This window comes from Nitrosospira sp. Nsp14, assembly GCF_900113575.1.
GTDB lineage: Bacteria > Pseudomonadota > Gammaproteobacteria > Burkholderiales > Nitrosomonadaceae > Nitrosospira.
Genome location: NZ_FOPV01000011.1, coordinates 104218 through 129629 on the forward strand (window position 1 = coordinate 104218; position 25412 = coordinate 129629).

Annotated in this window: 20 protein-coding genes; 12 read left to right on the plus strand and 8 right to left on the minus strand. The window is 53.9% G+C overall.

What is annotated here, in order from left to right; genetic code table 11:
- The first annotated feature begins 4 nt into the window (after positions 1-4).
- Complete coding sequence (locus tag BM022_RS08910; protein WP_091138619.1) at positions 5-826, plus strand: hypothetical protein; 822 nt, start codon at positions 5-7, stop codon at positions 824-826.
- A 12-nt stretch (positions 827-838) separates the two neighbouring features.
- Here the strand turns inward: BM022_RS08910 and BM022_RS08915 are convergent, their stop codons facing one another.
- Positions 839-2746, minus strand: a complete 1908-nt coding sequence (locus BM022_RS08915) for a S9 family peptidase (RefSeq protein WP_256209080.1) — start codon at positions 2744-2746, stop codon at positions 839-841.
- A 366-nt stretch (positions 2747-3112) separates the two neighbouring features.
- Here BM022_RS08915 and BM022_RS08920 point away from each other — a divergent pair, with 366 nt between their 5' ends.
- The 4 genes from BM022_RS08920 (at position 3113) to glpK (ending at position 8417) form a co-directional block, all read left to right on the plus strand.
- The gene (locus tag BM022_RS08920; protein ID WP_091138621.1) at positions 3113-3562 is read left to right on the plus strand and encodes a host attachment protein; all 450 of its coding nucleotides are present in this window, start codon (positions 3113-3115) and stop codon (positions 3560-3562) included.
- Between the two features lie 229 nt (positions 3563-3791).
- The gene (locus tag BM022_RS08925) at positions 3792-5537 is read left to right on the plus strand and encodes a RecQ family ATP-dependent DNA helicase (protein WP_091138622.1); all 1746 of its coding nucleotides are present in this window, start codon (positions 3792-3794) and stop codon (positions 5535-5537) included.
- Positions 5538-5688: 151 nt separating this feature from the next.
- Positions 5689-6279 carry a diguanylate cyclase gene (locus tag BM022_RS08930; RefSeq protein ID WP_256209081.1) on the plus strand — a complete coding sequence of 197 codons (591 nt, stop codon included), beginning with the start codon at positions 5689-5691 and terminating at the stop codon, positions 6277-6279.
- 620 nt (positions 6280-6899) lie between these two features.
- Positions 6900-8417 carry a glycerol kinase GlpK gene (glpK, locus tag BM022_RS08935; protein WP_091138625.1) on the plus strand — a complete coding sequence of 506 codons (1518 nt, stop codon included), beginning with the start codon at positions 6900-6902 and terminating at the stop codon, positions 8415-8417.
- 159 nt (positions 8418-8576) lie between these two features.
- Here the strand turns inward: glpK and BM022_RS08940 are convergent, their stop codons facing one another.
- A complete protein-coding gene (locus tag BM022_RS08940; RefSeq protein WP_091138627.1) occupies positions 8577-9380 on the minus strand; it encodes an EAL domain-containing protein in 804 nt (267 codons plus the stop codon).
- Positions 9381-9547: 167 nt separating this feature from the next.
- Positions 9548-9775 (minus strand): hypothetical protein, encoded by a 228-nt coding sequence (locus BM022_RS08945; RefSeq protein WP_091138628.1) that lies wholly within the window; start codon positions 9773-9775, stop codon positions 9548-9550.
- A 263-nt stretch (positions 9776-10038) separates the two neighbouring features.
- Here BM022_RS08945 and BM022_RS08950 point away from each other — a divergent pair, with 263 nt between their 5' ends.
- The 7 genes from BM022_RS08950 to BM022_RS15500 all read left to right on the plus strand — a co-directional run bounded on the left by BM022_RS08950 (position 10039) and on the right by BM022_RS15500 (position 15606).
- Entirely contained in the window at positions 10039-10563 is a 525-nt protein-coding gene (locus BM022_RS08950; protein WP_091138630.1) for a hypothetical protein, read from the plus strand.
- A 107-nt stretch (positions 10564-10670) separates the two neighbouring features.
- Positions 10671-11789 carry a DNA topoisomerase IB gene (locus BM022_RS08955; protein ID WP_091138631.1) on the plus strand — a complete coding sequence of 373 codons (1119 nt, stop codon included), beginning with the start codon at positions 10671-10673 and terminating at the stop codon, positions 11787-11789.
- A gap of 246 nt (positions 11790-12035) precedes the next feature.
- Positions 12036-13034 (plus strand): serine/threonine protein kinase, encoded by a 999-nt coding sequence (locus BM022_RS08960; protein ID WP_091138633.1) that lies wholly within the window; start codon positions 12036-12038, stop codon positions 13032-13034.
- A gap of 33 nt (positions 13035-13067) precedes the next feature.
- Positions 13068-13520 (plus strand): YchJ family protein, encoded by a 453-nt coding sequence (locus BM022_RS08965; protein ID WP_091138635.1) that lies wholly within the window; start codon positions 13068-13070, stop codon positions 13518-13520.
- A 497-nt stretch (positions 13521-14017) separates the two neighbouring features.
- Positions 14018-14293 carry an FxDxF family PEP-CTERM protein gene (locus BM022_RS08975; RefSeq protein ID WP_091138638.1) on the plus strand — a complete coding sequence of 92 codons (276 nt, stop codon included), beginning with the start codon at positions 14018-14020 and terminating at the stop codon, positions 14291-14293.
- Positions 14294-14677: 384 nt separating this feature from the next.
- Positions 14678-15073, plus strand: coding sequence for a hypothetical protein (locus tag BM022_RS08980; RefSeq protein ID WP_091138640.1), 396 nt, complete (start codon positions 14678-14680; stop codon positions 15071-15073).
- A gap of 365 nt (positions 15074-15438) precedes the next feature.
- Entirely contained in the window at positions 15439-15606 is a 168-nt protein-coding gene (locus tag BM022_RS15500; protein WP_177191667.1) for a hypothetical protein, read from the plus strand.
- A 487-nt stretch (positions 15607-16093) separates the two neighbouring features.
- Here the strand turns inward: BM022_RS15500 and BM022_RS08985 are convergent, their stop codons facing one another.
- From BM022_RS08985 to BM022_RS09005, 5 genes are all read right to left on the minus strand, one after another.
- The gene (locus BM022_RS08985) at positions 16094-16381 is read right to left on the minus strand and encodes a hypothetical protein (RefSeq protein WP_091138641.1); all 288 of its coding nucleotides are present in this window, start codon (positions 16379-16381) and stop codon (positions 16094-16096) included.
- A 202-nt stretch (positions 16382-16583) separates the two neighbouring features.
- Positions 16584-18656, minus strand: coding sequence for a glycogen debranching protein GlgX (gene glgX / locus BM022_RS08990; protein WP_091138643.1), 2073 nt, complete (start codon positions 18654-18656; stop codon positions 16584-16586).
- 26 nt (positions 18657-18682) lie between these two features.
- The gene (locus tag BM022_RS08995; protein ID WP_256209082.1) at positions 18683-21211 is read right to left on the minus strand and encodes a glycogen/starch/alpha-glucan phosphorylase; all 2529 of its coding nucleotides are present in this window, start codon (positions 21209-21211) and stop codon (positions 18683-18685) included.
- 28 nt (positions 21212-21239) lie between these two features.
- Positions 21240-23624: a phosphoketolase family protein gene (locus BM022_RS09000; protein ID WP_091138645.1), complete on the minus strand. Its 2385-nt coding sequence runs from the start codon at positions 23622-23624 to the stop codon at positions 21240-21242.
- Positions 23625-24289: 665 nt separating this feature from the next.
- Positions 24290-25078 carry a GAF domain-containing protein gene (locus tag BM022_RS09005; RefSeq protein ID WP_091138646.1) on the minus strand — a complete coding sequence of 263 codons (789 nt, stop codon included), beginning with the start codon at positions 25076-25078 and terminating at the stop codon, positions 24290-24292.
- Positions 25079-25412: the final 334 nt, after the last annotated feature.

The window sequence follows — 25412 nt, forward strand, 5'->3', positions numbered from 1 at the left end:
CAGCATGCTCAATTCCAGATCGAAGGAAATTCGAGTCTGGTGGCCCATGCCACTGGCAACCATTATTTGGCTTGTCATTATCTGGGCATTCGGTTTTTTACTCACTTCGCCAAAGGTGGAGGTGCCGCCTCCTGCACCCATCGAAGCCAGCTTTGTGGAACTGCCTGAAGAAAAACCGCAACCAAAGGCGGCGCCAGCGCCGAAGGAGAGCCCAAAGGTACCTCCTCCGCCCCGGCCTCAGCCGCGTCTGGGCGTTCAAAAATCGAAACCGGCCCAACCCCTTCCCGAGAAAAAAGGCGCCCCTAGGGATGAAGCCCCAGCTACGACTGCACGTACGCCATTCGAAGCCCCCAAGGATTTGACGGCTTATATGAACGAAGCCCGCGAACGCCGTCGTGCGGGGGGAATTTTCGAAGATGAGCCGACTGAACCGAAAAATGTGGAACGCGTGCCGTCCGAAGAAGAGATGCGAATGGCCAACGTCAAACGCAACCTGCGCGAACCGGGCGCAAGCGGAATCTTCCAAATTACACGAATGGGGACCCGCAGCGCCCAGTTTCTATTCCGCGCCTGGAGAATGGATAGCAGCAACACCCGGCGTGAAGTGATTGAAGTCACGGCAGGGCCGGATGTCGACATTCAGCGTGCCGTGGCACGCCGGATGATCGAACTCATCCGCGAATACCACCAGGGTGACTTTAACTGGGAATCTTACCGTCTCGGCCGTGTCGTCACCCTTTCCTCTCGTCCGGAAGACAGCAAGGGTCTGGAGGATTTTCTGATACGGGAATTTTTCTATGATCCCTCCATTCCTCCGCCGAGATAAGCAAATCGCCGTTCAATATCTTCTGGGCACTCTGCCTGTTTCTCCCATGCCGAGCTTCATTTCTTCGCCTTTCAGATACTTATCCAGAAACTCAAGTATCCGGCGATTGGCTTCGATCTGATTCTTTTTCTTGGTGAAGCTGTGGCCTTCATCGGGAAAGACGATATATTCCACTGGCACATTATGCTTCCGGACGGCTTCGACAATCTCATCGCTTTCAGCCTTGACCACCCGCGGGTCGTTGGCGCCTTGAATAACCATCAGAGGCTTTCGTATTTCCTTTGCGTGAAAAAGCGGCGATGTGGCGACCAGGATGTCAATGTCGTGAACTGGGTCCCCGATCTCATCATAAATCGCTTTACGGACCGATTCCCAATAGGGAGGTATGCTTTCCAGCGTTCGAAGCCAGTTGCTGACACCGAAAATGTCTACCCCTACCTTGAACGCTTCCGGGCGAAAAGCCAACGCTGACAATGTCATATACCCGCCGTAGCTCGCGCCCATGATGCCGATGCGCTCGTGGTCGATATAACCCAGGCTGGCGAGATAGGTCTTGGCCTCTACGCAATCCCACAGCGGCTCCCGTCCATGTTTACGGTTAGCCGCTGTAAAGAAAGTTTTGCCATAGCCGGAACTGCCGCGGTTATTAATGCCCAACACGGCATAGCCATGGTTCGCCAGGTATTGAATCTGCGCGTTATACCCCCGCATGGTCTGACCGCCAGGTCCGCCATGCACATAAATAATCGCCGGCACCTTGTTGCTTGCCGAAGCCTCGTGGGGCTTGTAATAGATGGATGGTATCACCATCCCGTCGAACGACCGGAAGCGCACCACTTCCGCCTCTACCAGGTCCGCCGGGTCTATGGCCTTATTCATGCTCTGGGTGAGCTGCCTGTAGAAGCCGGTGTTTAAATCGTGAACAAACAGATTATCGGGAGAACGGTCCCCATTCACATAGAAAGCCATCCGGGCTCCAGTACGGGAAAAGACTACGCCCCGTATCTCGCCCTCGGGCAATTCGGGCAGCGGCACTGCCGCTTCCACTGCTCCCCCCTCGTTCTCCACGATTCGCACCACCCGTATGACAATGCTCCCGTCCTGGTTGATCCCCGTCACCCGGAATTTCCCGTTCAACGAGAAATAGGTGTTAATCACGTCCCAGTCCGCGCTTTCGTGCTCCATCACAACGCTACTGAGCAAGTCATAGGTGCATAGCCGCTTGAATTCCGTCCCCTCGTTAGTCAGGAAGAAGAGCTTTCGTGATGCGGGGTCGAAAGTCTCCGCCCGATAAGCGATTCCCCCGTCATGTGGGGTCAGATGCTTCATCTCCTGTTTCGCGATATCGAAAAGATAAATGTCACTATCGGACGTGGTGTTCGCCCTGTTCAATGCCAGCCAGCACTCGTCGCGGCTGATCGGGCCCAGATCCAGCCCATGCTCATTCTTGTAAAGTAGCGTCCGGGCGTAGGTCTGAGCGTCATAACGGTACAGATCGAAAAAGCGTTGATCGCGCTCATTGCTTGACACATAAAAAACGCTCCCGTCGGCGCGCCACCCCATGAATTGGGCTTTGAGCCCGTCCCCCGGAGTCAGGTCCGTTTTGGTGCCGTCCGGAGCCAGCACGAAAAGATGAAAATTTTCGTTGCCGCCCCAGTCCTTGGTAAAAAGAACTCGATCGTCGCACGGGAAGAAGCTGACCGAAAAGATGCTGTCGACCGCCGAACGGGTTAGCGGCTCTGACCCGCCTCCTCCTACTGGCAGTGTGTAGGCATTGAAAATTCCCGTCTCATTGCTGCTGAAAAGGATGCGCTTCTCGTCCGCACTGAAAGATGCCCCGAGCAAGGAAGTCGTCGCCATGAATTGTTCGATGGAGTAGCGCTTCATTTCAGTTTTGGTAAGGAAGGTAAGCCGCATCATAACAACTAATTAACATGGGGATAACTGTCTGTTGCCGCACAGTCTCAATTACCGCTCTCAGTTATGCTGCCGGGTGTGCGTGGAACTGGAAGTAACTGGAAGTCTATGCGTGCGGATGCCTGGCGTCGGAATACATGAACGACCGCACCAATTTTTTCCGACAGAAGAGATGACGCCGGGTCGAGAGTTTCCGAGGGAAGTAGCATTTCTGAAATTGCCATGAATAAGGGGTTCACCCGGTCAGATGACCGGTTACCCGTTGCACGCATACATTGGGCTAGGTAACTCAGGCGAGATAGGCGATAGAGATTATTGCCCGATGCGCTATCGGTTTGGTTTCGATGATTTTTTTGGGGAGGAATAGCGATGCGTACCACCTGGATTTTAATTTCGGATAGTAGCCGGGCCCGGATCTTCGAGAAAAAAGAGCATGAGAAACATCTTGAGGAAGTTGAGGACTTCGTGGATAGCGTGGGCAGGGCCACTAGCAATGAGCTCGGCACGGACGAGCGTGGGCGTTTTTACGGAAGAGGCGAGGGATATCAGGGCCACACTGGGCAGCCAGCCGTGTCTCCGGTGGAGCATGAGAATGACCTGTTTGCCCATATCCTTACCCGATACCTCGATGACGCCCGCAAGGCGAACCGATATAACCGTTTGTACCTTATTGCCCCGCCCAAATTTTTAGGCCTGATACGCGGCAGCCTGGATGATGAAGTAAAAAAAATGGTCCAAGGGGAGCTTCAGAAAGATATTTCTACTTTTACTGCCCATGAGGTCGAAGGTTACGTAAAAGAAAATATATGGATGTTATAGGAGCAGAACTCGCCGGCGCGGAACCGCTATATCCAGTGTCCACACTGCCGGACGCTATCGGGCCTTTTGAACCAGAAGAACCAGAATGACGGCTCTGATTCAGCTGTGTACGATCGACACAAAGCGGTTGGATACTCCTGCCCCGACTTCATTCTCTGCGACGCAGTGCACTCGCAGAATCATCTCCCCGCGCAGCGTCGTTCATAGAACGTAAAAGATAAGCAGGATCATGGCCAACACGACCATAAATACCGCGCCTTCAATACCCGACGACGAAAGTCTGGAAGAAAGTCTGCACGAAGTATTTGGCCTCTCGCACCTCAGGCCGGGCCAGAAGGAAGTTATCCAAAGTGTATTGGAAGGACGAGACACGCTGGCGGTGATGCCGACCGGCAGCGGCAAATCCCTTTGCTATCAGTTGCCCGCTCTCAACTTCCCTGGCACTGCTATTGTCGTATCGCCGTTGATTTCGCTGATGAAGGATCAGGCTGAGAAACTGGAAGACGTTGGAATTGATACCGCGCAGGTCAACAGCACGCTCAATACGCAACAAGAGTCGGAGACGTTGCGACATATCCGTGGGGCGGGCAGCGATGTCGTATTCGTCACGCCCGAGCGCCTGTCGAATCGCGACTTTATCGCCGATTTACAGTGCATCAACATCAACCTGTTCGTCGTGGACGAAGCGCATTGTATTTCTCAATGGGGGCACGACTTCCGCCCGGCTTATCTCGGGCTAGGCGGCGCAGTTAAAGCGCTCGGTCATCCGCCGGTACTCGCGTTGACCGCCACTGCCACCAAAGAAGTGATCGACGATATTGTGCGGCAGCTCGGGCGCTCGATGCACATCGTCAATACCGGCATTTACCGCCGAAACTTGCGCTACAGCGTGACCCATGTCACCAGCCGCGAGGAAAAACTCGGTAAGCTGAATAATTTGATTCAGCAAAGCGAAGGCAGCGGGATAATATATGCCGCCACCGTCAAAGCGACGGAAGAACTGGCGGTCGCGCTCAGGTCGGCGAATCACAGCGTCACGCTCTACCATGGACGTCTGGCAAAAAAGGTGCGCAGCGAAAATCAGGAAGAATTCATGGATGGACACAGCAGGATCATGGTGGCCACCAACGCATTCGGCATGGGAATCGACAAGCCTGACATCCGTTTCGTGGTGCACTTTCAGATGCCCGGAAACCTCGAGTCATATTACCAGGAATCCGGGCGGGCGGGCCGCGACGGCCAGCCGAGTGCATGTACGCTGCTTTATGATGTTCAGGATAAGCGCATACAGCAATTTTTTCTGGCTCGTCATCATCCTGGCTATGAAGAACTGCGCGAGGTCTATAACGGCATACAAAACCTTTTTACGAACAACGCCGCGGTGGAATTCAAGGAGTTGCATGAAGCAGTGCGCCGGTTTTCTATTCCCGGCCTTCAGGTGATACTAAAGCTTCTGGAGGATGGAGGCATCCTTGCGCGCGATAATCATCTGGGTTATCGCCTGCTTAAAACAGACGTTAATTCAGATGAGCTTATGAGACTTGCCGAAGCGATAAGCAAAAAGCGGGCTCATGACCGTCACTCGCTTGAGCGAATGGTGTTCTATGCGCAAAGCGGATTTTGCCGATGGAAGGTTCTGCTGAAGTATTTTCATGAAGAGGTGGAGTGGGATCATTGCGGACATTGCGATAATTGTTTGAACCCTCCGCAAACAAGACTTCGACCCTCAACTGACGCGAAGCGGCGCCTGAACCGTGTGGTCAAGAAGCCTGCAGAACGGCCTTCTTATACCCCAGGCGCAGCGGTTCACGTTGCGAAAGTCGGTAAAGGTAAAGTGGTCGGCACCACCGATGACATGGTGGTCATTGTTTTTCCTGATGGCCAAACACGCACCTTTTTAAAAAGCTACGTGAAGCCGGTCCCTATTGTCACTGAAAGCGGTCAACCTCCTGAATCGGAACGTGCACCGGCATAGATTACTTATCACGGCGTCGGCCACTGGTTTCGTTGCTGTTTCGGCCGCACGCCCTTCCCCTGCCAATGCCTGGAGGAACTGTCCAAAAGCGGGCAAGGTCCAACAGGTGCCAATATCGCAGTAACGCCAGGTTGTCGGAGGTAAGGAGATCATGATGCTGGACGATCCCGCAGTTCTGATACTGATGTACTTCATTCTCCCGGTGTGGCTTCTGGCCGGGTTCGCTGACTGGCTTTGCCACCGCGCATCACACATTGAAACCACAAGCGGCGCCAAGGAATCAATGTTCCACCTGCTTCTGTTAGCAGAAATTGGCCTGCCCCTCCTTGCGGCGATTTTCCTTCAGATAAACGCCGGTATCATCGCCTTCATGATTGTTGCGTTTCTGGTTCATCAGGCCACGTCTCTCTGGGACGTCAGTTATGCTGTAACGGTGCGAGAGGTGACACCGGTCGAGCAGCAAGTGCACAGCTTCCTGGAGATGCTCCCGCTAATGGCGATCCTGTTCGTTATTTCGCTGCATTGGGGCCAGTTTTTGGCGCTGTTCGGCCTCGGTTCGGAAACGGCCCGGTTCGACCTTCGCTGGAAGGAAGAACCCCTCCCGGCAACGTATGTGCTTACCATTTTGGGCGTCACCTTCCTGTTCGAGATTATCCCCTTCGTGGAGGAGTTCCTGCGCGGACTGAGAGCAAATCGGGGCGCGCTTGTGCCGCCAAAATCTGGAATGGACAAGAACCATTAAATCCGCTTTTGCTTGGCTATATGCGCACGCCCGCACACAGCCATAAAGCGACATCACCTCGAATCCCCGGAATACCTTGCTCTACTTTGGCACTGGAACGTTTTTACACTTGACTTCCCATTGAAGCTCGCGCTCCGCGGGGGGGGTACCGGGCGGTTGCAGAACAATGGGGGTTTGCTCATTGACGAGAACGAATCCAGCTTTGCAGATTTCATTTGCGCGTCTCGTCAATGTTGTGGTTGCCCAGTCACGGCTCGATGGGCAGGGCTTGAAGTTAGTTTTGATGAAATAATGCTTTGTCCCATCGGGCAATGTCGTCGAAGGCACCTCTTGCACTTGCTTACCTGCACAACCCGTCAGCGCTAGGACGACCAATGATATGATTACGAAAGACCTCATAAATTACTCTTCGGCATAAGCGTGGATTTGCGTTGGGCCCTGAATTATGCCGGAAATCCCGCTTTAAAACGGTATTGTTTGTTTACAAGTCGCAAAGATGAGGGGCTCGGCCAGATCCTATCAAGATTAAGATTTCAATACCGGTGGCTCTGTTATGCCGACTGGGCTCGGCCCGCTGATACCCGTCCCTCAATCTGGCAGTCTCGATAAACCCCGGACATATGCCTTACATCCTTGCTCTTGATGCGGGCACGACCAGCGTTCGCGCGATTATCTTCGATCACGACGCCCGAATTCTCGGTTTCGCTCAGCAGGAGATACAGCAGATTTTTCCCCAACCGGGCTGGGTTGAACACGACCCTGAAGAAATATGGCGTGCACAGGTAGCTGTAGCCGTAAAAGCACTCGGTGATACCGGCCTCCAGCCCGGCGATATTGCGGCGGTCGGAATCGCAAACCAGCGTGAAACCAGCATTGTGTGGGATAGGGTATCCGGCAACCCGATATGTAATGCGATCGTTTGGCAGGATCGGCGCACTTCCCAAATGTGCGACGAGCTTCGCGCCGCGGGACATGACAACATCATCCAGCAATTGACCGGGCTGATCCTCGACCCTTATTTTTCTGCCACGAAAATCGCTTGGATTCTCGACAACATGCCGGGGGCGCGTGCGCAAGCGGAAGCAGGGAGGCTGATCTGCGGCACAGTAGACACATGGCTGATCTGGAAGGTGACTGGCCGCAACAAAGTGCATGTGACCGACCCAAGCAATGCCTCCCGGACAATGCTTTTCAACATCCATACTGGAAAATGGGACCCGGAACTGCTCAAACTTTTCCGCATTCCCCCGAGCATGCTGCCGACGGTGCGCTCTTCGAGCGAAGTGTACGGCGAAATCGTTGCGGTGCCAGGCCTCAGGAATATGGCCCTGGCTGGCGCGGCGGGTGACCAGCAGGCGGCTCTTTTCGGACAAATGTGCGTGCTTCCAGGGATGGCAAAGAATACCTACGGCACGGGCTGTTTCTTGCTGCAGCATACCGGCACTCAGCCCGTCGCCTCGACGCAGGGACTGCTCACCACGGCGGCTTGCAAAATTGGCGAGAAGCAGGAATTCGCGCTGGAGGGCAGCATCTTCATGGCCGGCGCGATTGTACAGTGGCTCCGTGACGGGTTGCATATTGTGCGCTCGGCGCAGGAGATGGACCTGCTGGCAGCATCAGTGCCTGATAGCGGTGGCGTTGTCCTCGTGCCTGCTTTCACCGGTCTGGGAGCGCCTCATTGGGACCCCTATGCGAGGGGCATGCTGATCGGCCTCACCCGTGACACCACCGCGGCACATGTGGCCCGCGCCGCGCTGGAAGGCGTGGCTTTCCAGGTCGCCGATCTGGTGGATGCGATGCGCTTGGATACGGGCACGCATTTGAAGGAGCTGCGCGTAGATGGCGGCGCGTCCCGAAGCGACCCGTTAATGCAATTCCAGGCCGATGTTCTCGGCGTGCCTGTCGTGCGCCCGGCCATAGTTGAAACAACCGCGCTCGGCGCGGCTTACCTTGCCGGGCTCGCGGTCGGCTTTTGGCATAACACGGACTCGATCGCCACGCATTGGCAGGTCGAGAAGGTGTTCCATCCGCAGATGCCGCAAGATCGCATTACCGAATTGCGTGAGCGCTGGGACGAAGCGCTGAGTCGCGCTAAAAATTGGGAGAACAGCGGAAAAAAAGAGAAAAATAAAATCTGACCGGGCGCGAAGGCAAGACCTGCAGTAGAAATATTCGGTTGTGACGGAGCCCCGCAGCGTGCGTTATCCGCATTAAGCTACACGTAGCGCATGCCTCGTTCACCTACGCGATATTCCTTTTTTTGTATCCGCGCACGTCTTCCAAGCCCATTGATGAGGTCAGTTTGCTGAAAGAACGCTTAAACTAGACCTTTCAATGCCATATCCCTGAGCGAAATTCACGCCGATATCTGGCAACACCTCCAGGATCGCGCCATTCTCAACGCGTTCGGCAATCGTCTTTATCTGCATGACATGCCCTATGTGATTGATGGCTTCAACCATTGCGCGGTCAATAGGATCCTGGACCATGTCCTTGACGAATCCACCGTCGATTTTTGAATAGTCGACCGGTAGATGCTTGAGATAAGTAAAAGATGACATCCCGCTCCCAAAATCGTCAAGCGCAAAGCGGCAACCCAGGTCTTTCAATTTGCTAATCAACACCGTCGCCTGAGGCAGATTGGCGATCGCCGATGTTTCCGTAATTTCAAAACAGATCCCTCTGGGTGGAATCTTGTATAAGCTGAATTGCTCCACCGCGAAAACGTAAAAATTGTCGTCGCAGGCGGACGCGCCGGAGAGATTGATAGTACAGATGCAACTCATACGATGCCGCAGATTGCTTTCCTCATATTGCAAAAAAGCAGTTGAAATCACCCAACGGTCGAGTTGAGGCATCAGGCCGTAGCGCTCAGCAGCCGGTATGAAAGCCATCGGTGGTACCAACTCCCCGCGCTCGTCTTTCATGCGCAGGAGCAGCTCGTAATGAGCCTCGTTCTCGGCGCCATTAGCGAGCGGCAATGTTTTTTGCGAGTAGAGCACGAAACGCTCCTCTTCCAGCGCTTTCTGTATACGCCCCACCCAGCCTATTTCCCCATGACGTTGCGCAAGCCCCGAATCTTCCGCTGTATAGATTTGCACCCGATTGCGCCCCTTGTCCTTGGCAAGCTAGCAAGCTGCATCCGCCATTCGCAAAATATCAGTGAGCGTTTCTTCCCCATCACTGAAGGTGACTAGTCCGATACTCGAACCCAGCGGAAACACCTTGTCTTGCCACACGAAACGAAAATCGCGTCGCACTGTGTGCCTTAACAGATCGGCGACCCGCCCGAAGCGAAGGTCCAGTCGGGACAGCTTTCCAGCAATATGCCGAACTCATCTCCGCCGAGTCGGGCCAGCGTTCCCGGGAAATTCAAACAGAACTGCGCCGCGATCTCACGGAACGTTGCTCCAGAAAAATTTCTCTCTGATACCGGCGGGATACCTGTGGCAAGAAAGAACACGAATATCGACTCCGCGGAACAGCAGATCAACATGCGAGAACGCCATTACATCACGCGTTGCCGGGCCGGATAACTGTAAAAGTTGACAGGTAAAGAAGTGGCTCGTATAGGTTCGCGCGGGCCTGCGAGGCCGCCGCGCCAGTGTGAAACGCCGTACAGAAGCGTTCCATGTATGCGCCTATCATCCTTCGTGAGACTAGAATCAGCGCGAATACGCACGGATCGCGCGGGAGCAGGACAGTAAACAAATTCCAGCAGCTGGGCAATTTTGCGGATGGACAATTCAGGAGATTTTTATGGATAACATTATCGCAGGACGATTTCAAACGGATGACGAAGCCAGGGCAGCTGCCGCGTCGCTGTCGGATTTGGTGGACAAGAACGATATCAGTATTTTTTTCAACAACCAGCCCGGTGCTCATGACTCGGATCGCGATTCGGAGAGTTCAGGTGACCAGGACGCTGCAAAAGGCGCGGCCACAGGGGCAGCTTCGGGAAGTGTCATAGCAGGGACGATCGGGACAGTCGCTGGCGGACCGGTCGTTGGCGCGGTAGCGGCTGCGGTGGGCGGCTATACCGGCTCTCTTGCAGGCACGGCGGGAGGTCTTCCCGACAAGGGTGAAGCAACTAACCGTGGCCCCCATCCAAGGTCCGCGGGAATGATGTTGGCGGTACATGTTGCGAATACCGATAATACTCGGCAAATAATAGAGCGCCTTCGGCTGCACAGCGCAGCCGACATTGAACAGGCAAAAGGGAAATGGTTAAATGGCGACTGGGTCGATTTCGACCCCACGACTCCGCCACATTTGGTCGACTGATCCCTGCTTTCGGCTGATTTTATTTCCGTCTTCCTTGTCCAATTACCGGTAGCCCAAACGACAAAATCGAGGTTGAGAATAGCGAGGATAGCGGAATTAATATATCCATGAGTTTCTGGCAGGAGGGAAAAGGATCGGGGGTATTATCGGGCGCACTCAGGATCGAGGCGCTTGCGGCACAGGCCGCAGCCGCAGGACTGATGTATGTGTCAGATAGCGACGCCGGAATTCGCCGAGTACGTTGTGGTCGCGGCTTTCGTTATGTCGGTCCCAATAAAAAAGCAATTACAGACAAGGCTGAACTTGAACGTATTGCCCGACTGGCAATTCCCCCGGCTTATACCGATGTGTGGATTTGCCTGCATCCGCACGGCCATTTACAGGCAACCGGGCTGGACGCGCGCAAGCGTAAGCAATACCGCTACCACGCTGACTGGCGCGAGGCCCGCGATTGCATCAAATTTGGTCGAATGGCGGAATTTGGAGAAGCGCTGCCCCAACTCCGGCAGTGCCTGCAGCGGGACCTGAGGCAACGGGGGCTCCCACGGAAAAAGGTCGTCGCCGCGATAGTAAGTCTGCTGGACAGCACCCGCGTGCGTATCGGCAATCTTTCCTATGCGCGCGATAACAATAGCTTTGGGCTGACAACGCTGCGCAAGCGTCACCTTGCTCTCATTAATGGGAGGCGGGCGCTGCTGAAATTCCGCGGCAAGAGCGGTATTGAACATGAGGTCGAGATAAACAATCGGCGCATCGTGAATGTCATCCGTGATTGCCGGCAGTTGCGGGGCCAGCATCTTTTTCAATATCTCGATGAGAGCGGTAAACGGCATCCCGTCGGAGCAGAGCAGGTAAACAGCTATCTTCGAGACACGATGGGGGCAGAGTTTACCGCAAAGGATTTCCGCACATGGGGCGCGACGGTACGAGCATTTGAATTCATGTTGGACACGCCGTTACCCGAATCTCGCAGCAAACGCGCGCTCAAAGCCTGCATTGTCTCGGCGACGAAAAAAGTCGCTGAGGAGTTGCGCAACACCCCTGCCGTCTGCCGTAAATCCTATATTAATCCCATCGTGTTTTCCGCCTGGCAAAACGGCATTCTCCATCGATGCGTCCAACAAACATCCGAAGGGATACAACAGGAGGTGGAGTGCATAGTGCTTAGCTTCCTCAAAGATCAGACTGCGTTGGAAGATGCACAGGGCTTGGCGGCGCAGGGCTAAAAAGCGGGCCGGATCGCAATTTGATAGAACAATCGCAACGTCTGATGGGTCGTGCGTGTTGTTTCACCGCGTATGTATACGCGTCAAATCCACGGTCAAATCCGTCGGGTCTACTCTAACGAATCTGCGGGATGACCAGTAACTGCAAGTACTTGTGATGGACCCAAGCAACGCCGGAACCAAAAATACTGGTAGTATGAGCCCTACTCACGGAGCCGAAGAGTCCGAGGGTCATAATGCTTCGAGATGATACAGACCAGTAGTTTTCCCCCACCAAATTTTTCCGCCCTGAACCCGGATTGTGTGCTGAACGCGCTGGAAAGCGTAGGCTTCCGCGGCGACGGCAGGCTGCTGGCACTCAACAGCTACGAGAATCGAGTCTATGAAGTCGGCATGGACGAAGGCGCGCCGCTTGTGTCGAAATTCTATCGTCCCGGGCGCTGGACCGATAGCGCGATACTCGAAGAACACGCGTTCGTGCAAGAGCTAGCCGAGCATGAAATCCCTGTCGTGCCCGCTTTGTCGCGGGATGGACTGACACTGCATCGCTTCGAGGGATACCGCTTCGCTATTTTTCCGAAACAAGGCGGTCGGGCGCCAGAATTGGAGGATCGCAGCACGCTGGAACGTATCGGCCGTTTTCTTGGGCGCATCCATGCTATCGGCGCAATAAGGCCATTTCGCGAACGCCCCGCTCTCGACACCGCCAGCTTCGGTGAAGAGCCGCGTGATTACCTGCTGACGCACGGGTTCATTCCGGCTGATCTAGACGCGGCTTACCGCGGCGCGGTAAATCAGGCGTTAGACGCCGCGCGCCACTGCTTTGCACGAGCCGGTGAAGTGCGCCTACTGCGCCTGCACGGCGACTGCCACCCCGGCAACGTGCTTTGGACTAACGAAGGTCCGCACTTCGTCGATTTCGACGATAGTCGCATGGGCCCGGCGGTGCAGGATTTGTGGATGCTATTGTCCGGTGAACGCGGCGACATGGCGCGGCAGCTATCGGATATCCTGGCCGGGTATGAGGATTTTGCCGATTTCGACGAGCGCGAATTAAATCTGATCGAGGCGTTACGCACGCTGCGACTTATCCATTATGCCGCATGGCTTGCGCAACGCTGGGATGATCCTGCATTCCCGAGGGCTTTCCCCTGGTTCAACACCCAGCGCTATTGGCAGGACCGAATCCTTGAATTGCGTGAACAGATCGCATTGATGGATGAGCCGCCGCTGTGGCAAGCATGATTTCAACATACTCGACCGCATCTTTCAAAATCAGTGACTACGAAACCCGGCCCTCTTCCCCCTCCCCTCCCACGCTGCCCCTGCAGCGTCGACGGTGGCGATCAGGCAAAAACTTACGCCGACTGTTGTGGGCGCTACCTGGATGACGGCGAAGCTGTCCCAACTGCAGAAGCGTTGATGCGTTCGCGCTACACCGCATATACCCTTAGTCGGGAAGAATATCTGCTGGCCACGTGGCATCGCAGCACACGTCCGGATTCGCTTGGACTGGGAAGTGCACCACGCAGCCGATGGCTGGGGCTGGAAGTGAGGCGTCATGAACAGCGAGGGGCAGATCACGCGGCGGTGGAATTCGTGGCGCGCTACAAGGTAGGGGGCGGCCGCGCACATCGCTTGCACGAAATCAGCCAATTTGTATGCGAGGCTGGGCAGTGGTTCTATATGAATGGCAATATTGCGATTGCCGAGAACACCTCCGATCTCTGAGTGCGCACAATGTTCCCCCTGCGCCCCTGCTCCGACCAAATCTGAAACACCGTGTTGCAACCTCTTAACGCTTAACATGCGCTTAAGAGCTCATGCGTATAGCTCATCCATAAGCATCTGCTGTCACTTTCTCCCCCCTACACTTTCCAGGTACTAAAAGCCACACCCGGCGTGAGCCGGGGCCGACACGTTGGTAACAAGAAGATCCTTCTTATTGGGAGAACCAGAAAAAATGAACCGCATGAAACTGCCACTGCTGGCGGCAATGCTGACGGGCTATGTAGGCTCCGCGTCAGCGGTTGGACCAGGATACCTGGGAAATTTGACAGGCAATACTTACAACATTGGTAATACTTTCTCAGCACTAGCATACGGCTCGTCATTTGTTGACACCTATTTGTTTGATATAGCACCTACATCTGTTACGGTGGGTACCACGGTCACGATCAATCTTGATCTTCCGTTCTTCCCGGGGCCCCGAGTTTGAGTTATCGAACATGTCAATCAAATTTACCGACGCCACGAGCGTCACAGTTTATGACGTTGACAGGCAAAATAACGCTGTGGATTACATGCTTTCCGTGGTCGCCACGCTGCCTGCGAACATCGGTTATAAATTCGTTGTCTCGGGCGACGTAACAGGTAATTTTGGCGGCAGCTGCGGTGGCGTTCTCCAGGCCTTGCCGGTACCGGAACCTGAAACGCACGCCATGTTGCTCGCTGGCTTGTGTCTGATGGGAGCTATCCTGCGCCGTTGTAAGATCGCTGCGTAAACATCGCATTCTGAAGCCCCGGAGGGCAACTTCCCTATGGGGTATTTTTGGTCTCTCCATTTTTTTAGCCTCGCGAAACTCCTGCCTACCGCTTCTTTCCCCTCCTCTTCCTTAATTCCTTAATCGGGCGTCGACCGACTGCATACTATTATTCATGTTGGCCGCCAGCTCAGGCTCAAGCGAACCGAACATAGATAGCCTAATTCTCCAATTCCTATGAATATCTTGCAGGCGAGCAAGGGATGTACTTAGGTCCAATTGTTTGTTTAATGAAAAAATCCAAAAATAGAATCCGCAGTGTAAGAGTATTTATGCAGTAGCGGATGTGTTTACCGACCTGCCCGAAGCTCATTTGGACAAAAAAGTACAATACTAAGGAAAGACATGAACGATTCTTTACTACTGGTTGTGATTAACCTTGCTGAGGCGGAGGTCCCTGTCGAAACCGATGTGACGCTTGTGGTTGGGGGTTTTCTGATTTCCGGTTCAGTAGTTAGCGCAAAAAAATATTTTATGCATAACGCGGTATCCGCCATGGCGGGAATGATGGAGCAAGTCAAGACTGAGGCAGCCCGGCGGGAGAATAATCGGCCAGAAACAATAAAAAGGAGTTATATCCATCTGAAAGACGCCCGGTATTACGCTCCGGGCCAAAACCCCATCCCGAGCAATACCGGCGTTTTTTGCCGAATTTCACTTGATGCAATCGCGGGATTCTCTTTCGGCAGGCTTTCCGTGGGAATCGCTAATGCAACACTCGCGCGCATTAACTGCCGGTAGCGCTTACTTGTGTACCCCTTCACTCTCGGTTTCGCTACCGGGCCTGTTCAAGTAACGACTTGTGGCGAATCCACAGTGAATTACCAGCCCACCCGAAAGGGCTTTATCGTTGTCGTAGCTTGAGTTACCAAGGTCGTTGCTCCTTCTCACGACTGATTAACGCTAGCCGCGGAAGAAAACAAATTACCACCTCTCCAAGGAAAAGATAGCCCGCAATGACTCATTACTTCTGATACTTTTCCTAGTTTTAACATTCACAATTGATCACCCGTACTGGATAATTCCTTCACGGGCTGCATGGTAATCTCCCTTATCCTAGTTAATGTCCTGTCGTTAATGATGTTCGGACGTTGGGAGAATATGACATGAGATTGATAATCCTTTTAGTCGGATGCCTCGTCATTGCTGCTGAACTCAAGGCGGTAAAACAGATCGAGGAAATGAATCAAAGGGCTGAACTTCGCACCGAGGCAATGGATTGTGAGGGTGGGAAGCACAGCAAGAAAATGAAGCGCGAGCTGGCGCAGCGCTAATGTGTTAGAGGATCCGGGCTAGGCGCGTTAAACGTCCCGCATGATTCGTCGTTTTGCGCTGCTACCTCCAGACAAACGTCGGTCTTATCCGTGGCCCCCCCTCATCCCGAATCAAAGCAATTCCCCGTGCCGATTCACCGAGTCCCCGATGGTGGTCCTCGAACATGACTAAACCGGGAGCTATTGCGGCGATCCGTGCTTTTTTATAGTAATCCCGTCCCCGTTATTGCTGAAAAGTGGGAACGGTAATTTTGCTTGACCAATATGCTTCTGAGTCACGACTAACAGGTCAGCAGTTAGAAAGTCAGGACAAGGCAGCGACAATGCCACCCATCGTGGTAACGGCGGCGTCCGCCCTTGGCGACCGTGTCTGACTATAGTTAAGGCGAATACAATTTTCGAACTTCCGTTGTGGGCGAAAAAATTTGGCCCGGTACCAGAGTAATCTTTCCATCGCCCTAGGGATCAGTCGATGAGCAGAGCTACACTAATCCCGATTAGCCTTTTGGTTCTCTAGCGCCTTGGCGGTAATTTCGTGGTACAAGTGTATTACTTTAGCAGCCAACGGCTCATATTCTGGGTGCCTGCTGATCAACGTCCTGATGCTGGCACTTTCCCTAAAAACTGTTTCAAGGAATGCGATATCGTACTCGTCAAGCAATCCCCCCTTATCAATCCTTTCTTTGAGAGCTAGCGTTCTCGGAAGCCGTTGCGTCTGGAATCTCTCCAGTAGGGCCAGCGTGACTCCGGTGTCTTCTTCCGTAGATTCATCCATAATCCTTAATCCCACTTGGTTGATGATTTATTAATTTAACAGACTCCTAAAGCGCAAAAGCATCGGAACGGTCCATATTCCGCCGCTTTTCGGCCAGTAGAATAACTATTGACCGTTCAAAACTCGTCAAAACCTGTCCTCGCCGAGTCACTTTCTCGCTTCGAGTCTTCTCAAGATGCCTAGCTGCTGCAACGCAAAAGCTTCAGCGTGCTTCCAAGACGGCAATGCTACGAGGTTGCGTGAAGTAGCATGCACCGGCGTAGTAAATTTGCATGTCCGGCACACTAATGTCTTGCGGTGAATCCAATGCCGTATCCAGGGCAATATGCCATTTCCGCCCTTGGATAACGGGTAATGGCGCATCCAGCATTTGTTCCGACATGTTCATGATCACATGCAAATCCGCCTCGTCCTCCTCCTGACCAGCAATCGTGCACGCGAGCACGCGGCATTGATAATCATGCCAGAGCGGTTCGTTCAGTTGTATTCCATGCCAAGCGATATCAGGCAGATTGCGTCCGGCCACTACAGCGCCGGTAAAGAATCTATTGGTGGTCAGACTAGGATGCCTCCGCCGCAAAGCAATCAGTTCCCGTGTGTAGCGCAACATGTTGTTGTGCTCGACAAGCCCCCAGTCGAACCATGAAAGTTCGTTATCCTGGCAATACGCATTGTTGTTGCCGCGCTGGCTGCGGAGTACCTCATCGCCAGCAAGCAGCATGGGTACACCGCGTGACACCATCAAGAGGGCCAAGAGATTTTTTGCCTGGCGACTACGCAGCGCCAACACCGCAGCATCGTCGGTATCGCCCTCCGCACCGCAATTCCAGCTCAGATTGTCATTGGTTCCGTCACGATTATCATCGCCATTGGCTGCGTTGTGCTTGCCGTTATAGCTCACCAGGTCATATAGTGTGAAGCCGTCGTGGCAGGTGATGAAATTGATACTGTTTGTCGGACATCGACCATCGGCGTAGAGATCGGCGCTTCCGCTGAGTCTCGTCGCCACTTCGCCAACCAATCCAGGATCGCCGCGCACGAAGCGCCGCATGACATCGCGATAACGGCCGTTCCATTCAGCCCAGGTCATCCCGGGAAATGCGCCGACCTGGTATAGTCCAGCCGCATCCCAAGCTTCGGCGATGACCGGTACACGGCTCAGGATGCGCGAGGTTTGGATGGCCCATGGTAATGGTGGATTCGCCAGAGGTGCTCCTTGCTCTCCACGGGCGAACACGCTGGCGAGATCGAAACGGAAGCCGTCGACGCCGAAAGTTTCCACCCAGTATTCGAGGCAATGCACAATGAAACCGCTGACCAGGGGATGGTTGCAGTTCACAGTATTGCCGCAACCGGTAAAGTCGAGGTAACGCTGGCGGTCACTTGCATCAAGGTGGTAGAAGATATCGTTGCCAAGCCCACGGAAACTGATGACCGGACCATCCTCGCCGCCCTCCGCCGTATGGTTGAAAACCACATCCAGTAAAACACCGATGCCTGCTGCGTGAAAAGCATCCACCAGCTCCCGAAACTCCCGATCGGCCTCGGTTTCATCCATACAGTACCCCGGGTGCGGGGCCCAGAAACTGTGTGTATTGTAGCCCCAGTAGTTACTCAAGCCTCTTTCGGCAGCGGGCAACGGCACACTCTGTGGGTCAAATGCCATGATTGGCAGGAGTTCGACATGGGTAATCCCCAGTTCCTTCAAGTATGGAATTTTTTCTTGTAGGCCAGCGAAGAGACCTGGCCGCGACACCCCAGAAGAAGGATGTTTGGTAAATCCCCTGACATGAAGTTCATAGATAACCGCGCCGGTCAGATCAGAGCCCGTCTGTAACGCAGTTGTGGCTGGAACCGAAGGTGAAAGGGAACCGACCACAATGGCGCGCAGTCCGCCATCTTTCGCGTTGGGATCGTTGCCTTGGCGCCGATCCCAAAGGCGGTCGGATACCGCCCTCGCCCAAGGATCGAGCAGCTCCTTGTGGGGGTAGAAGCGTCGGCCGGTCGGGGGATCGTTAGGACCGTCCATCTGCCAGGTGTAATACGTCCCGGCCGGCAGCCCAACCACGAATACATGCCAGAAAAAGAAACTGCGATTGTGCTCCGGCTGCAGCGTAATGATCTGGAATGCATCAAGACTATCCGCAGCTGCATACAATCTCAGCTCGGCCCGGATTGCATGTCTGCTGAAGATACAGAAGTTTACGCCTTCGGCAGTGGCGGTAATTCCCGGCGGAAATCGCGTTCCGGGCTTGGTTGGATAGGGGGGTGTCATGACACCTTATTGAGGCTCGCAAATGCTCAGTTCTTTACAGTCACCGGCCCGACATTCCAGATTTCCTCACAGTATTCCGTAATGGCGCGGTCGGAAGAGAATTTGCCGCTGCCCGCGGTGTTGAGGATGGACATCCGCGTCCAGTTCTTGACGTCCTCCCAGGCCGAATTGACCTGTTCCTGGCAGGCGATGTAGGCAGCGTAATCGGCCAACACGAGGAAAGGATCATCATGGATCAGATTGTCGACCAACGGACGAAATACTTCGGCATCACCTCGCGAGAAGTGTCCTGTACCGATGAGTTCCAGTGCAGCACGCAATTCGTCATTGCCTGCGATGTAATCACGAGGGCGATAGCCTGCGCGCTTTATACTTTCCGTTTCGTCGGCCGTAAGGCCGAACAGGAAGAAATTGTCTACCCCGGCCTCCTCGCGTATCTCGACATTCGCTCCGTCCAGCGTACCTATGGTGAGCGCGCCATTGAGCATGAACTTCATGTTGCCCGTGCCCGACGCTTCTTTGCCGGCGGTAGAGATTTGCTCTGACAGATCCGCAGCCGGATAGATGAGATGCCCATTCTTGACATTCAAATTTGGAATGAAGGCAACTTTCATGCGCGAATTCACTTCTGGATCGGCATTTATCGTCTCTCCAACCGCGTTGATGAGCTTGATGATGCGCTTGGCCATGAAGTAACCGGGCGCCGCTTTGCCCCCGAAAATGAAGGCGCGCGGTGGTATTGTCAGCGCTGGGTTCTCCTTGAGCCTGCGATACATGGTAACAATATGCAAAACGTTCAGATGTTGGCGCTTGTATTCATGAATGCGCTTCACCTGAATGTCAAACAGCCAGGCGGGATCGATCTCGATCCCCGTTTGCGTCTGGATGTAAGATGCGAGGCGCTGCTTGTTGCCGAGTTTTACGGCGCGCCAGTCACGCTGAAAGGCTTCGTCACCGGAATGAACGTCGAGCTTGCGCAGTCGGTCCGGTTCCGTCAGCCATTCTTGACCGAGCGTATGATCGAGTAATTCGCGCAGGGCGGGATTTGACAGGGCCAGGAAACGGCGCGGAGTGACACCGTTGGTCTTGTTGCTGAAACGCTCCGGCCAGAGTTCGTGGAAATCCTTGAGTATGCTAGTCTGGAGCAGTTCGGTATGAAGTGCCGCGACACCATTGACGGCATGACTGCCAACGGTGGCAAGATGGGCCATGCGTACCCGTTTGGCGCCTTCCTCGTCGATCAGGGACATCCGCACTACGCGCGCCTCGTCGCCGGGAAAGCGTGAACGCACCTCGTCGAGGAAACGGCGGTTGATCTCGTAGATGATTTCCAGGTGCCGGGGCAGCAGCTCGGCGAACATGGGAAGCGGCCATGTCTCCAAGGCCTCCGGCAACAGGGTATGGTTCGTGTAACCGAAGCTTGCCACGGTGATGGCCCAGGCCGCATCCCAGTCCAATCGCCGTTCATCAACCAGCAGTCGCATCAGCTCCGCCACGCCGATGGAAGGGTGCGTGTCGTTGAGCTGCACGGCAAAGCGCTCGGCGAAGCTTTCGACCGGTGAATTGGCCAAGTCGAGCAGACGCAGCATGTCCTGCAGCGAGCAGCTTACGAAGAAATACTGCTGCGCCAGGCGCAGCCGCTTGCCGATCGCCGGTTCGTCGTTGGGATAGAGCACCTTGGTCACCGTTTCCGAGGCCACTTTTTTGTTCACCGCTTCGTAATAATCGCCGACGTTGAACGCCTGGAAGTCGAACGACTCGACGGCTTCGGCACTCCACAACCTTAGCGTGTTGCAGGTGTTGACGCTATAACCCTGGATCGGCGTATCGTACGCGATGCCCCTCACCACCCGGTGGGGTATCCAGCGCACGCGCTGACAGCCCGTCTCATCGCGGTAATACTCGGTGTGCCCGCCCCAATTGACGTAATAGCAAACATCGGGCTTGGCGATCTCCCAGGCATTGCCTCGACTCAGCCACTTGTCGGTGATTTCGGCTTGCCATCCGTCACGAATCTCCTGCTCGAAGATACCGAACTCATAACGGATGCCATAACCAATCGCCGGACATTGCAGTGTCGCCAGCGAATCAAGATAGCATGCCGCAAGACGCCCCAGACCGCCATTGCCCAAGCCCGGCTCCCCCTCGCAGGCGAGAATGGTGTCAAGATCGTGGCCGAGATCCGCCAGGGCCTTTCTCGCTTCCTGTTCGAGATGCAGATTCACCAGATTGTTGCCCAGATGCGGACCCATAAGAAACTCGGCCGACAGATAACAGGCAACTTTACGGTTCAAGTCAAAATAGGTCTGGCTGGTGCTGATCCAGCGATGCTGCATCCGATCACGAATGGCAAGCGCGAACGCGCGGTAATAATCGTGAGGACGTGCCACAATTGGCGGGCAGCCGAGGGAATAATACAAGTGATCAAGCACCGCCTGCCTGAGCGAAGTAGCCTGCATCCCGATTCGCACATCAGAACCCGTGGCTGATGATGCGGGTGCGGCTGCTCTGTTCGCACCAATTTCAGAAGCGTCCTGATCCATATGGTGTTTCATGCGTCGCTCCGATTTAAATAAAAATACTTCAGTAGGGCCAGACCCAGTTACTGAACTGCTCACTGTCAGTGCCATGCTCATGGGCGTATGCCAGGTTCAGGATAATTTCGTTCTTCATTTGTTCTTTCAGATGGGCGGCCCTGTCCGCCAAACCAGGCACGCGATCAATGACATCGATGACCAGGGTAAAGCGGTCGGTCTGATTAAGGATTGCCAGCTCCAATGGCGTATTGATGTTGCCACGCTCCTTGTAACCCCGAACATGCAGGTTTTCATGGTTCTTGAACCGATAGGCCAACTTGTGTATCAACCAGGGATAACCATGGAAGTTGAATATCACTGGCTTGTCGGTAGTAAACAAACTGTCGAATTCTCGTTCTGTTGAACCGTGAGGGTGCTCGCTCGCCGGCTGCATCTTGTACAGGTCAACCACGTTAACGAAGCGCACCTTCAAGTCCGGCAGGTGCTCGCGCAGGAGGGCGGTTGCCGCCAGTGCCTCTTGGGTGGCTACATCGCCACAGGAAGCCATTACAACATCCGGTGCCACACCTTGGTCATTGCTCGCGCGTACCCAGATACCAATGCCTTTGGAGCAATGAACGATCGCTTCATCGATGGTGCAGAACTGTAGGTGTTTCTGCTTGTCGGCGACAATCACGTTGATACAGTCGGTCGACCGAAGGCATTCGTCCGTCACAGCCAACAGTGTATTGGCATCAGGCGGCAAATAGACGCGCGTAACAGTCGGACTTTTGTTGGTAACCAAATCGATGAAGCCCGGATCCTGATGGGAGAAGCCATTATGGTCCTGCCGCCAGACTGTCGAGGAAAGGAGAATGTTTTGGGAGGCGACAGACGCGCGCCAAGGCACATGGTTCTTCGAAATATCCAGCCATTTGGCGTGCTGATTGAACATTGAGTCCACCACATGGGCGAACGCTTCATAAGTGTGGAAGAAGCCATGCCGGCCCGTCAAAAGGTAGCCTTCGAGCCAGCCAATCAGAGTGTGCTCGGAAAGCATTTCCATCACGCGACCGTCACGCGACAGCTCGCCACCATCGGCATCCTCTGGTAACAGATCCGCCATCCAGACTTTCTTGGACACTTCATATATGGCCTGCAGGCGATTGGAGGCAGTCTCATCGGGACCAAATACCCGGAAATTAGTCATGTTGTCCCGCATCACATCGCGCAGGAACTGACCCAGCGGCCGGGTATTTTCGTATAGCTCCTTGCCTGGCTGAGGTACTGCGACGGCATAGTTGCGGAAGTCGGGCAGTTTGAGATCCTTCCGTAACAAGCCTCCATTGGCATGCAGGTTCGCGCTCATGCGGAACTTACCCTTGGGTGACAATTCCCGCAACTCGGATACCAAACCGCCGTTGGCATCAAAGAATTCTTCCGGTTTGTAGCTCTTCATCCAATCCTCAAGCACTTTGAGATTCTTTGGATTCTCACGTACGTCTGAGAATGGGACTTGGTGGGAGCGCCAGCTTCCTTCGGCCTTGTGGCCATTGATCTCTTTTGGCCCGGTCCAGCCTTTCGGCGCGCGCAGCACGATCATGGGCCAGCGAGGACGCTCCGCTTGACCACTGTCACGGGCCGTTTTCTGAATGGCGCGAATCTCGGCGATAGACTGCTCCAAAGTACCCGCCATTTTCTGATGCATATCAGAAGGATCGTCACCCTCTATAAAGTAAGGGGTGTAGCCATAGCCACGGAACAGGGCCTCAAGCTCCTCGTGGCTGATACGCGCGAGGATGGTCGGATTGGCGATTTTGTAGCCATTCAGGTTCAATATCGGTAATACCGCCCCATCACGGATAGGATTAATGAATTTATTGGAGTGCCAAGCGGTCGCAAGCGGTCCGGTTTCGGCCTCGCCATCTCCCACCACGCATGCAACGATAAGGTCTGGATTGTCCAGGCAAGCGCCGTAGGCATGCGAAAGGCTGTACCCAAGTTCGCCACCCTCGTGAATGGAGCCGGGTGTTTCAGGGGTAACATGAGAGCCAATATGGCCGGGAAAAGAGAATTGTTTGAAAAACTTTTTCAGCCCTTCCATATCCTGGCTCTTGTCAGGATAGACCTCGGAATACGTGCCCTCGAGATAGGTCGGGCCGAGCACGCCAGGTGCGCCATGGCCCGGACCCGCCATGAAAACCACGTCCAGATTATCGCGCTTGATGATTCGATTCAGATGCGCCCAAGTAAAGGATAACGCCGGGCTCGCTCCCCAGTGCCCGAGCAGTCGATGCTTGACGTCCTCGATCTTGAGCGGTTCCTTGAGCAATGGATTGTCGCGGAGATAGATCATCCCGACAGAAAGGTAATTACATGCTCTCCACCAAGCGTTAATGAGGCGTAACTCTTCGGCATCAAGTGGATTGGGATTTGGGGCTGATTGAGTCATAGCAGTTTGTCCTCATCTTATTTGCTATTTCAGGAAAAAAATTGGCTAAGGTGGTGACGTAAGACTCTCTAAATTGGCAGGCCATGGTGTTTCTGTTGCTGATACCGACAACCCCTTGCTTTCCAAGCGAACGTCAAGGTTGTAGGGCTTTCAATCTGCGTATCGCGATTCTTTAGAATAACCATGGTCTAAACATAGATGATGGGCTTGGGAAGTCAAGGCAGGCGAAGCTGGATCTCGCCGGAGGGATAATTGTCACTTATCTAGCGTAGTTAGGCAGGTTCCCGATGTAACTCGCCTAATATGCTTTAAAACTCAAAATGTTAGAGTGGCGGCAAATACCTAAAATTCGAAATGACCGCGACTTTAAAACCTCTGAGGTGAAGCCGCCACACGCTCGCCGACTGATAAATCGCTATACAGGACGACCCACCAACGAGCCAAAAAGCCAAGCCAGGCAGACTGCGGAATTCGAATGGTGGAAAGAACGGATCGGGGCGTCTGCGCTAGCCGACGTCACCCCAGCCCCTGATTGTCCAGCGCGGAGACAAACTGATCAGTGGAATTACAGTAAGAGGCGCCTGAAGTAAACATCGATGTGTAACCATTACTCGTGCGCAAGAAGTCCCAAACGTACAATCCGCTCCCATTCGGGAGCGAATGGATTAATCGCCAACTCGCGGCACCGCGCTTCCAATTGTTCGCCCAATCCGTTTACTGTGCCGTTGCAAATTGCTGTTTAGCTGGGAAATGATGTCCGATGCCACGGTGATTACCTGGCTTGAGCCGAAGCCCGCGCGCGTCATTTCCTTATAAAAGGATTTCACCATGATTTTCGCTATTTGATCGGGTTTATGCAAAACGTTTTTTAATGAGCTGTCGACATTTTGTTGCATCTCCTGTATCAGAGCCATTTGTGCGAAACGGGAATTCAGAATACTCTGAAGCTGCAGCGTCTGAATCGATTTACCTATGAACATGGCTATGACATCCAGCAAATTCAGATCAGCTGGCCTGAACGATTTTCCGTTTTTGTAATCCGTCACATTGATCACCCCCACAATCCCGGCATCGATTCTTATCGGCGAGCACAATAAGCTCTTGTGTGAATCCTTGGCGCGGCGAGCCCGATTGGCGAACTGCGATTCGTCTATATTCTCGATAAAGAGGGATTTCCCGGTGTCAATTACGTGCCCGGCAATACCCTCGCCCTTATGCACCGATTCCTTGTAGGCAGCTGCGGCCAGCGAGCCATAACTGGCACAAACGCTCATGCGCGGATTTTCAGGTTCACCTTCATTCAAAAGCATAATCGAACAATGTCGAGCTTCCAAAATTCTAGCTGTCTTTTCCGCGAGCTGTAAAAGATTGTCGTCGAGACTGTCCGCTTCCAAAAAACCGGATATATCCTGAAGCCTGATGAGCTGATTTTCGACACCGTCGGTAACGTCCATTGCACACCTCACCGCAATTGACCAACAATTTTCTTTATAACGGCGTGTCAGCTTACCTTTGTAATAAGATTTTTCGAAGAACGAACACTGTCAAGAAAACAGGCCAATTCCAAGGTCAGTTTCCGCCATGCAGAAAACGCAAAGGACGCGATTGGCTTGTGAACCTCGGCACGAATAATACGAGCCGGGTGTAAGCTTCCCCGTCAGGTAGACAGTCAGAAGTAGAATTCTCGTCTGCGATGATGTTCCCCCAATTCTGATGGGATTCAAAACTAGAATCTAGCCGCTTCGAGCAGTCTGACCTGGTTGGATTTAACGTATTCGCTTGGGGTCA

Bases quoted from the DNA above. Each gene is read 5' to 3' on its own strand.
- glpK (WP_091138625.1), top strand. From the start codon at position 6,900: ATGCCTTACATCCTTGCTCTTGATGCGGGCACGACCAGCGTTCGCGCG.
- BM022_RS08910 (WP_091138619.1), top strand. From the start codon at position 5: ATGCTCAATTCCAGATCGAAGGAAATTCGAGTCTGGTGGCCCATGCCA.
- BM022_RS08975 (WP_091138638.1), top strand. From the start codon at position 14,018: ATGTCAATCAAATTTACCGACGCCACGAGCGTCACAGTTTATGACGTT.
- glgX (WP_091138643.1), bottom strand. From the start codon at position 18,656: ATGACACCCCCCTATCCAACCAAGCCCGGAACGCGATTTCCGCCGGGA.
- BM022_RS08995 (WP_256209082.1), bottom strand. From the start codon at position 21,211: ATGAAACACCATATGGATCAGGACGCTTCTGAAATTGGTGCGAACAGA.
- BM022_RS08945 (WP_091138628.1), bottom strand. From the start codon at position 9,775: ATGTTGATCTGCTGTTCCGCGGAGTCGATATTCGTGTTCTTTCTTGCC.
- BM022_RS08915 (WP_256209080.1), bottom strand. From the start codon at position 2,746: ATGATGCGGCTTACCTTCCTTACCAAAACTGAAATGAAGCGCTACTCC.
- BM022_RS15500 (WP_177191667.1), top strand. From the start codon at position 15,439: ATGAGATTGATAATCCTTTTAGTCGGATGCCTCGTCATTGCTGCTGAA.
- BM022_RS08925 (WP_091138622.1), top strand. From the start codon at position 3,792: ATGGCCAACACGACCATAAATACCGCGCCTTCAATACCCGACGACGAA.
- BM022_RS08960 (WP_091138633.1), top strand. From the start codon at position 12,036: ATGATACAGACCAGTAGTTTTCCCCCACCAAATTTTTCCGCCCTGAAC.
- BM022_RS08950 (WP_091138630.1), top strand. From the start codon at position 10,039: ATGGATAACATTATCGCAGGACGATTTCAAACGGATGACGAAGCCAGG.
- BM022_RS08920 (WP_091138621.1), top strand. From the start codon at position 3,113: ATGCGTACCACCTGGATTTTAATTTCGGATAGTAGCCGGGCCCGGATC.
- BM022_RS09000 (WP_091138645.1), bottom strand. From the start codon at position 23,624: ATGACTCAATCAGCCCCAAATCCCAATCCACTTGATGCCGAAGAGTTA.
- BM022_RS08980 (WP_091138640.1), top strand. From the start codon at position 14,678: ATGAACGATTCTTTACTACTGGTTGTGATTAACCTTGCTGAGGCGGAG.
- BM022_RS08930 (WP_256209081.1), top strand. From the start codon at position 5,689: ATGATGCTGGACGATCCCGCAGTTCTGATACTGATGTACTTCATTCTC.
- BM022_RS08985 (WP_091138641.1), bottom strand. From the start codon at position 16,381: ATGGATGAATCTACGGAAGAAGACACCGGAGTCACGCTGGCCCTACTG.
- BM022_RS08955 (WP_091138631.1), top strand. From the start codon at position 10,671: ATGAGTTTCTGGCAGGAGGGAAAAGGATCGGGGGTATTATCGGGCGCA.
- BM022_RS09005 (WP_091138646.1), bottom strand. From the start codon at position 25,078: ATGGACGTTACCGACGGTGTCGAAAATCAGCTCATCAGGCTTCAGGAT.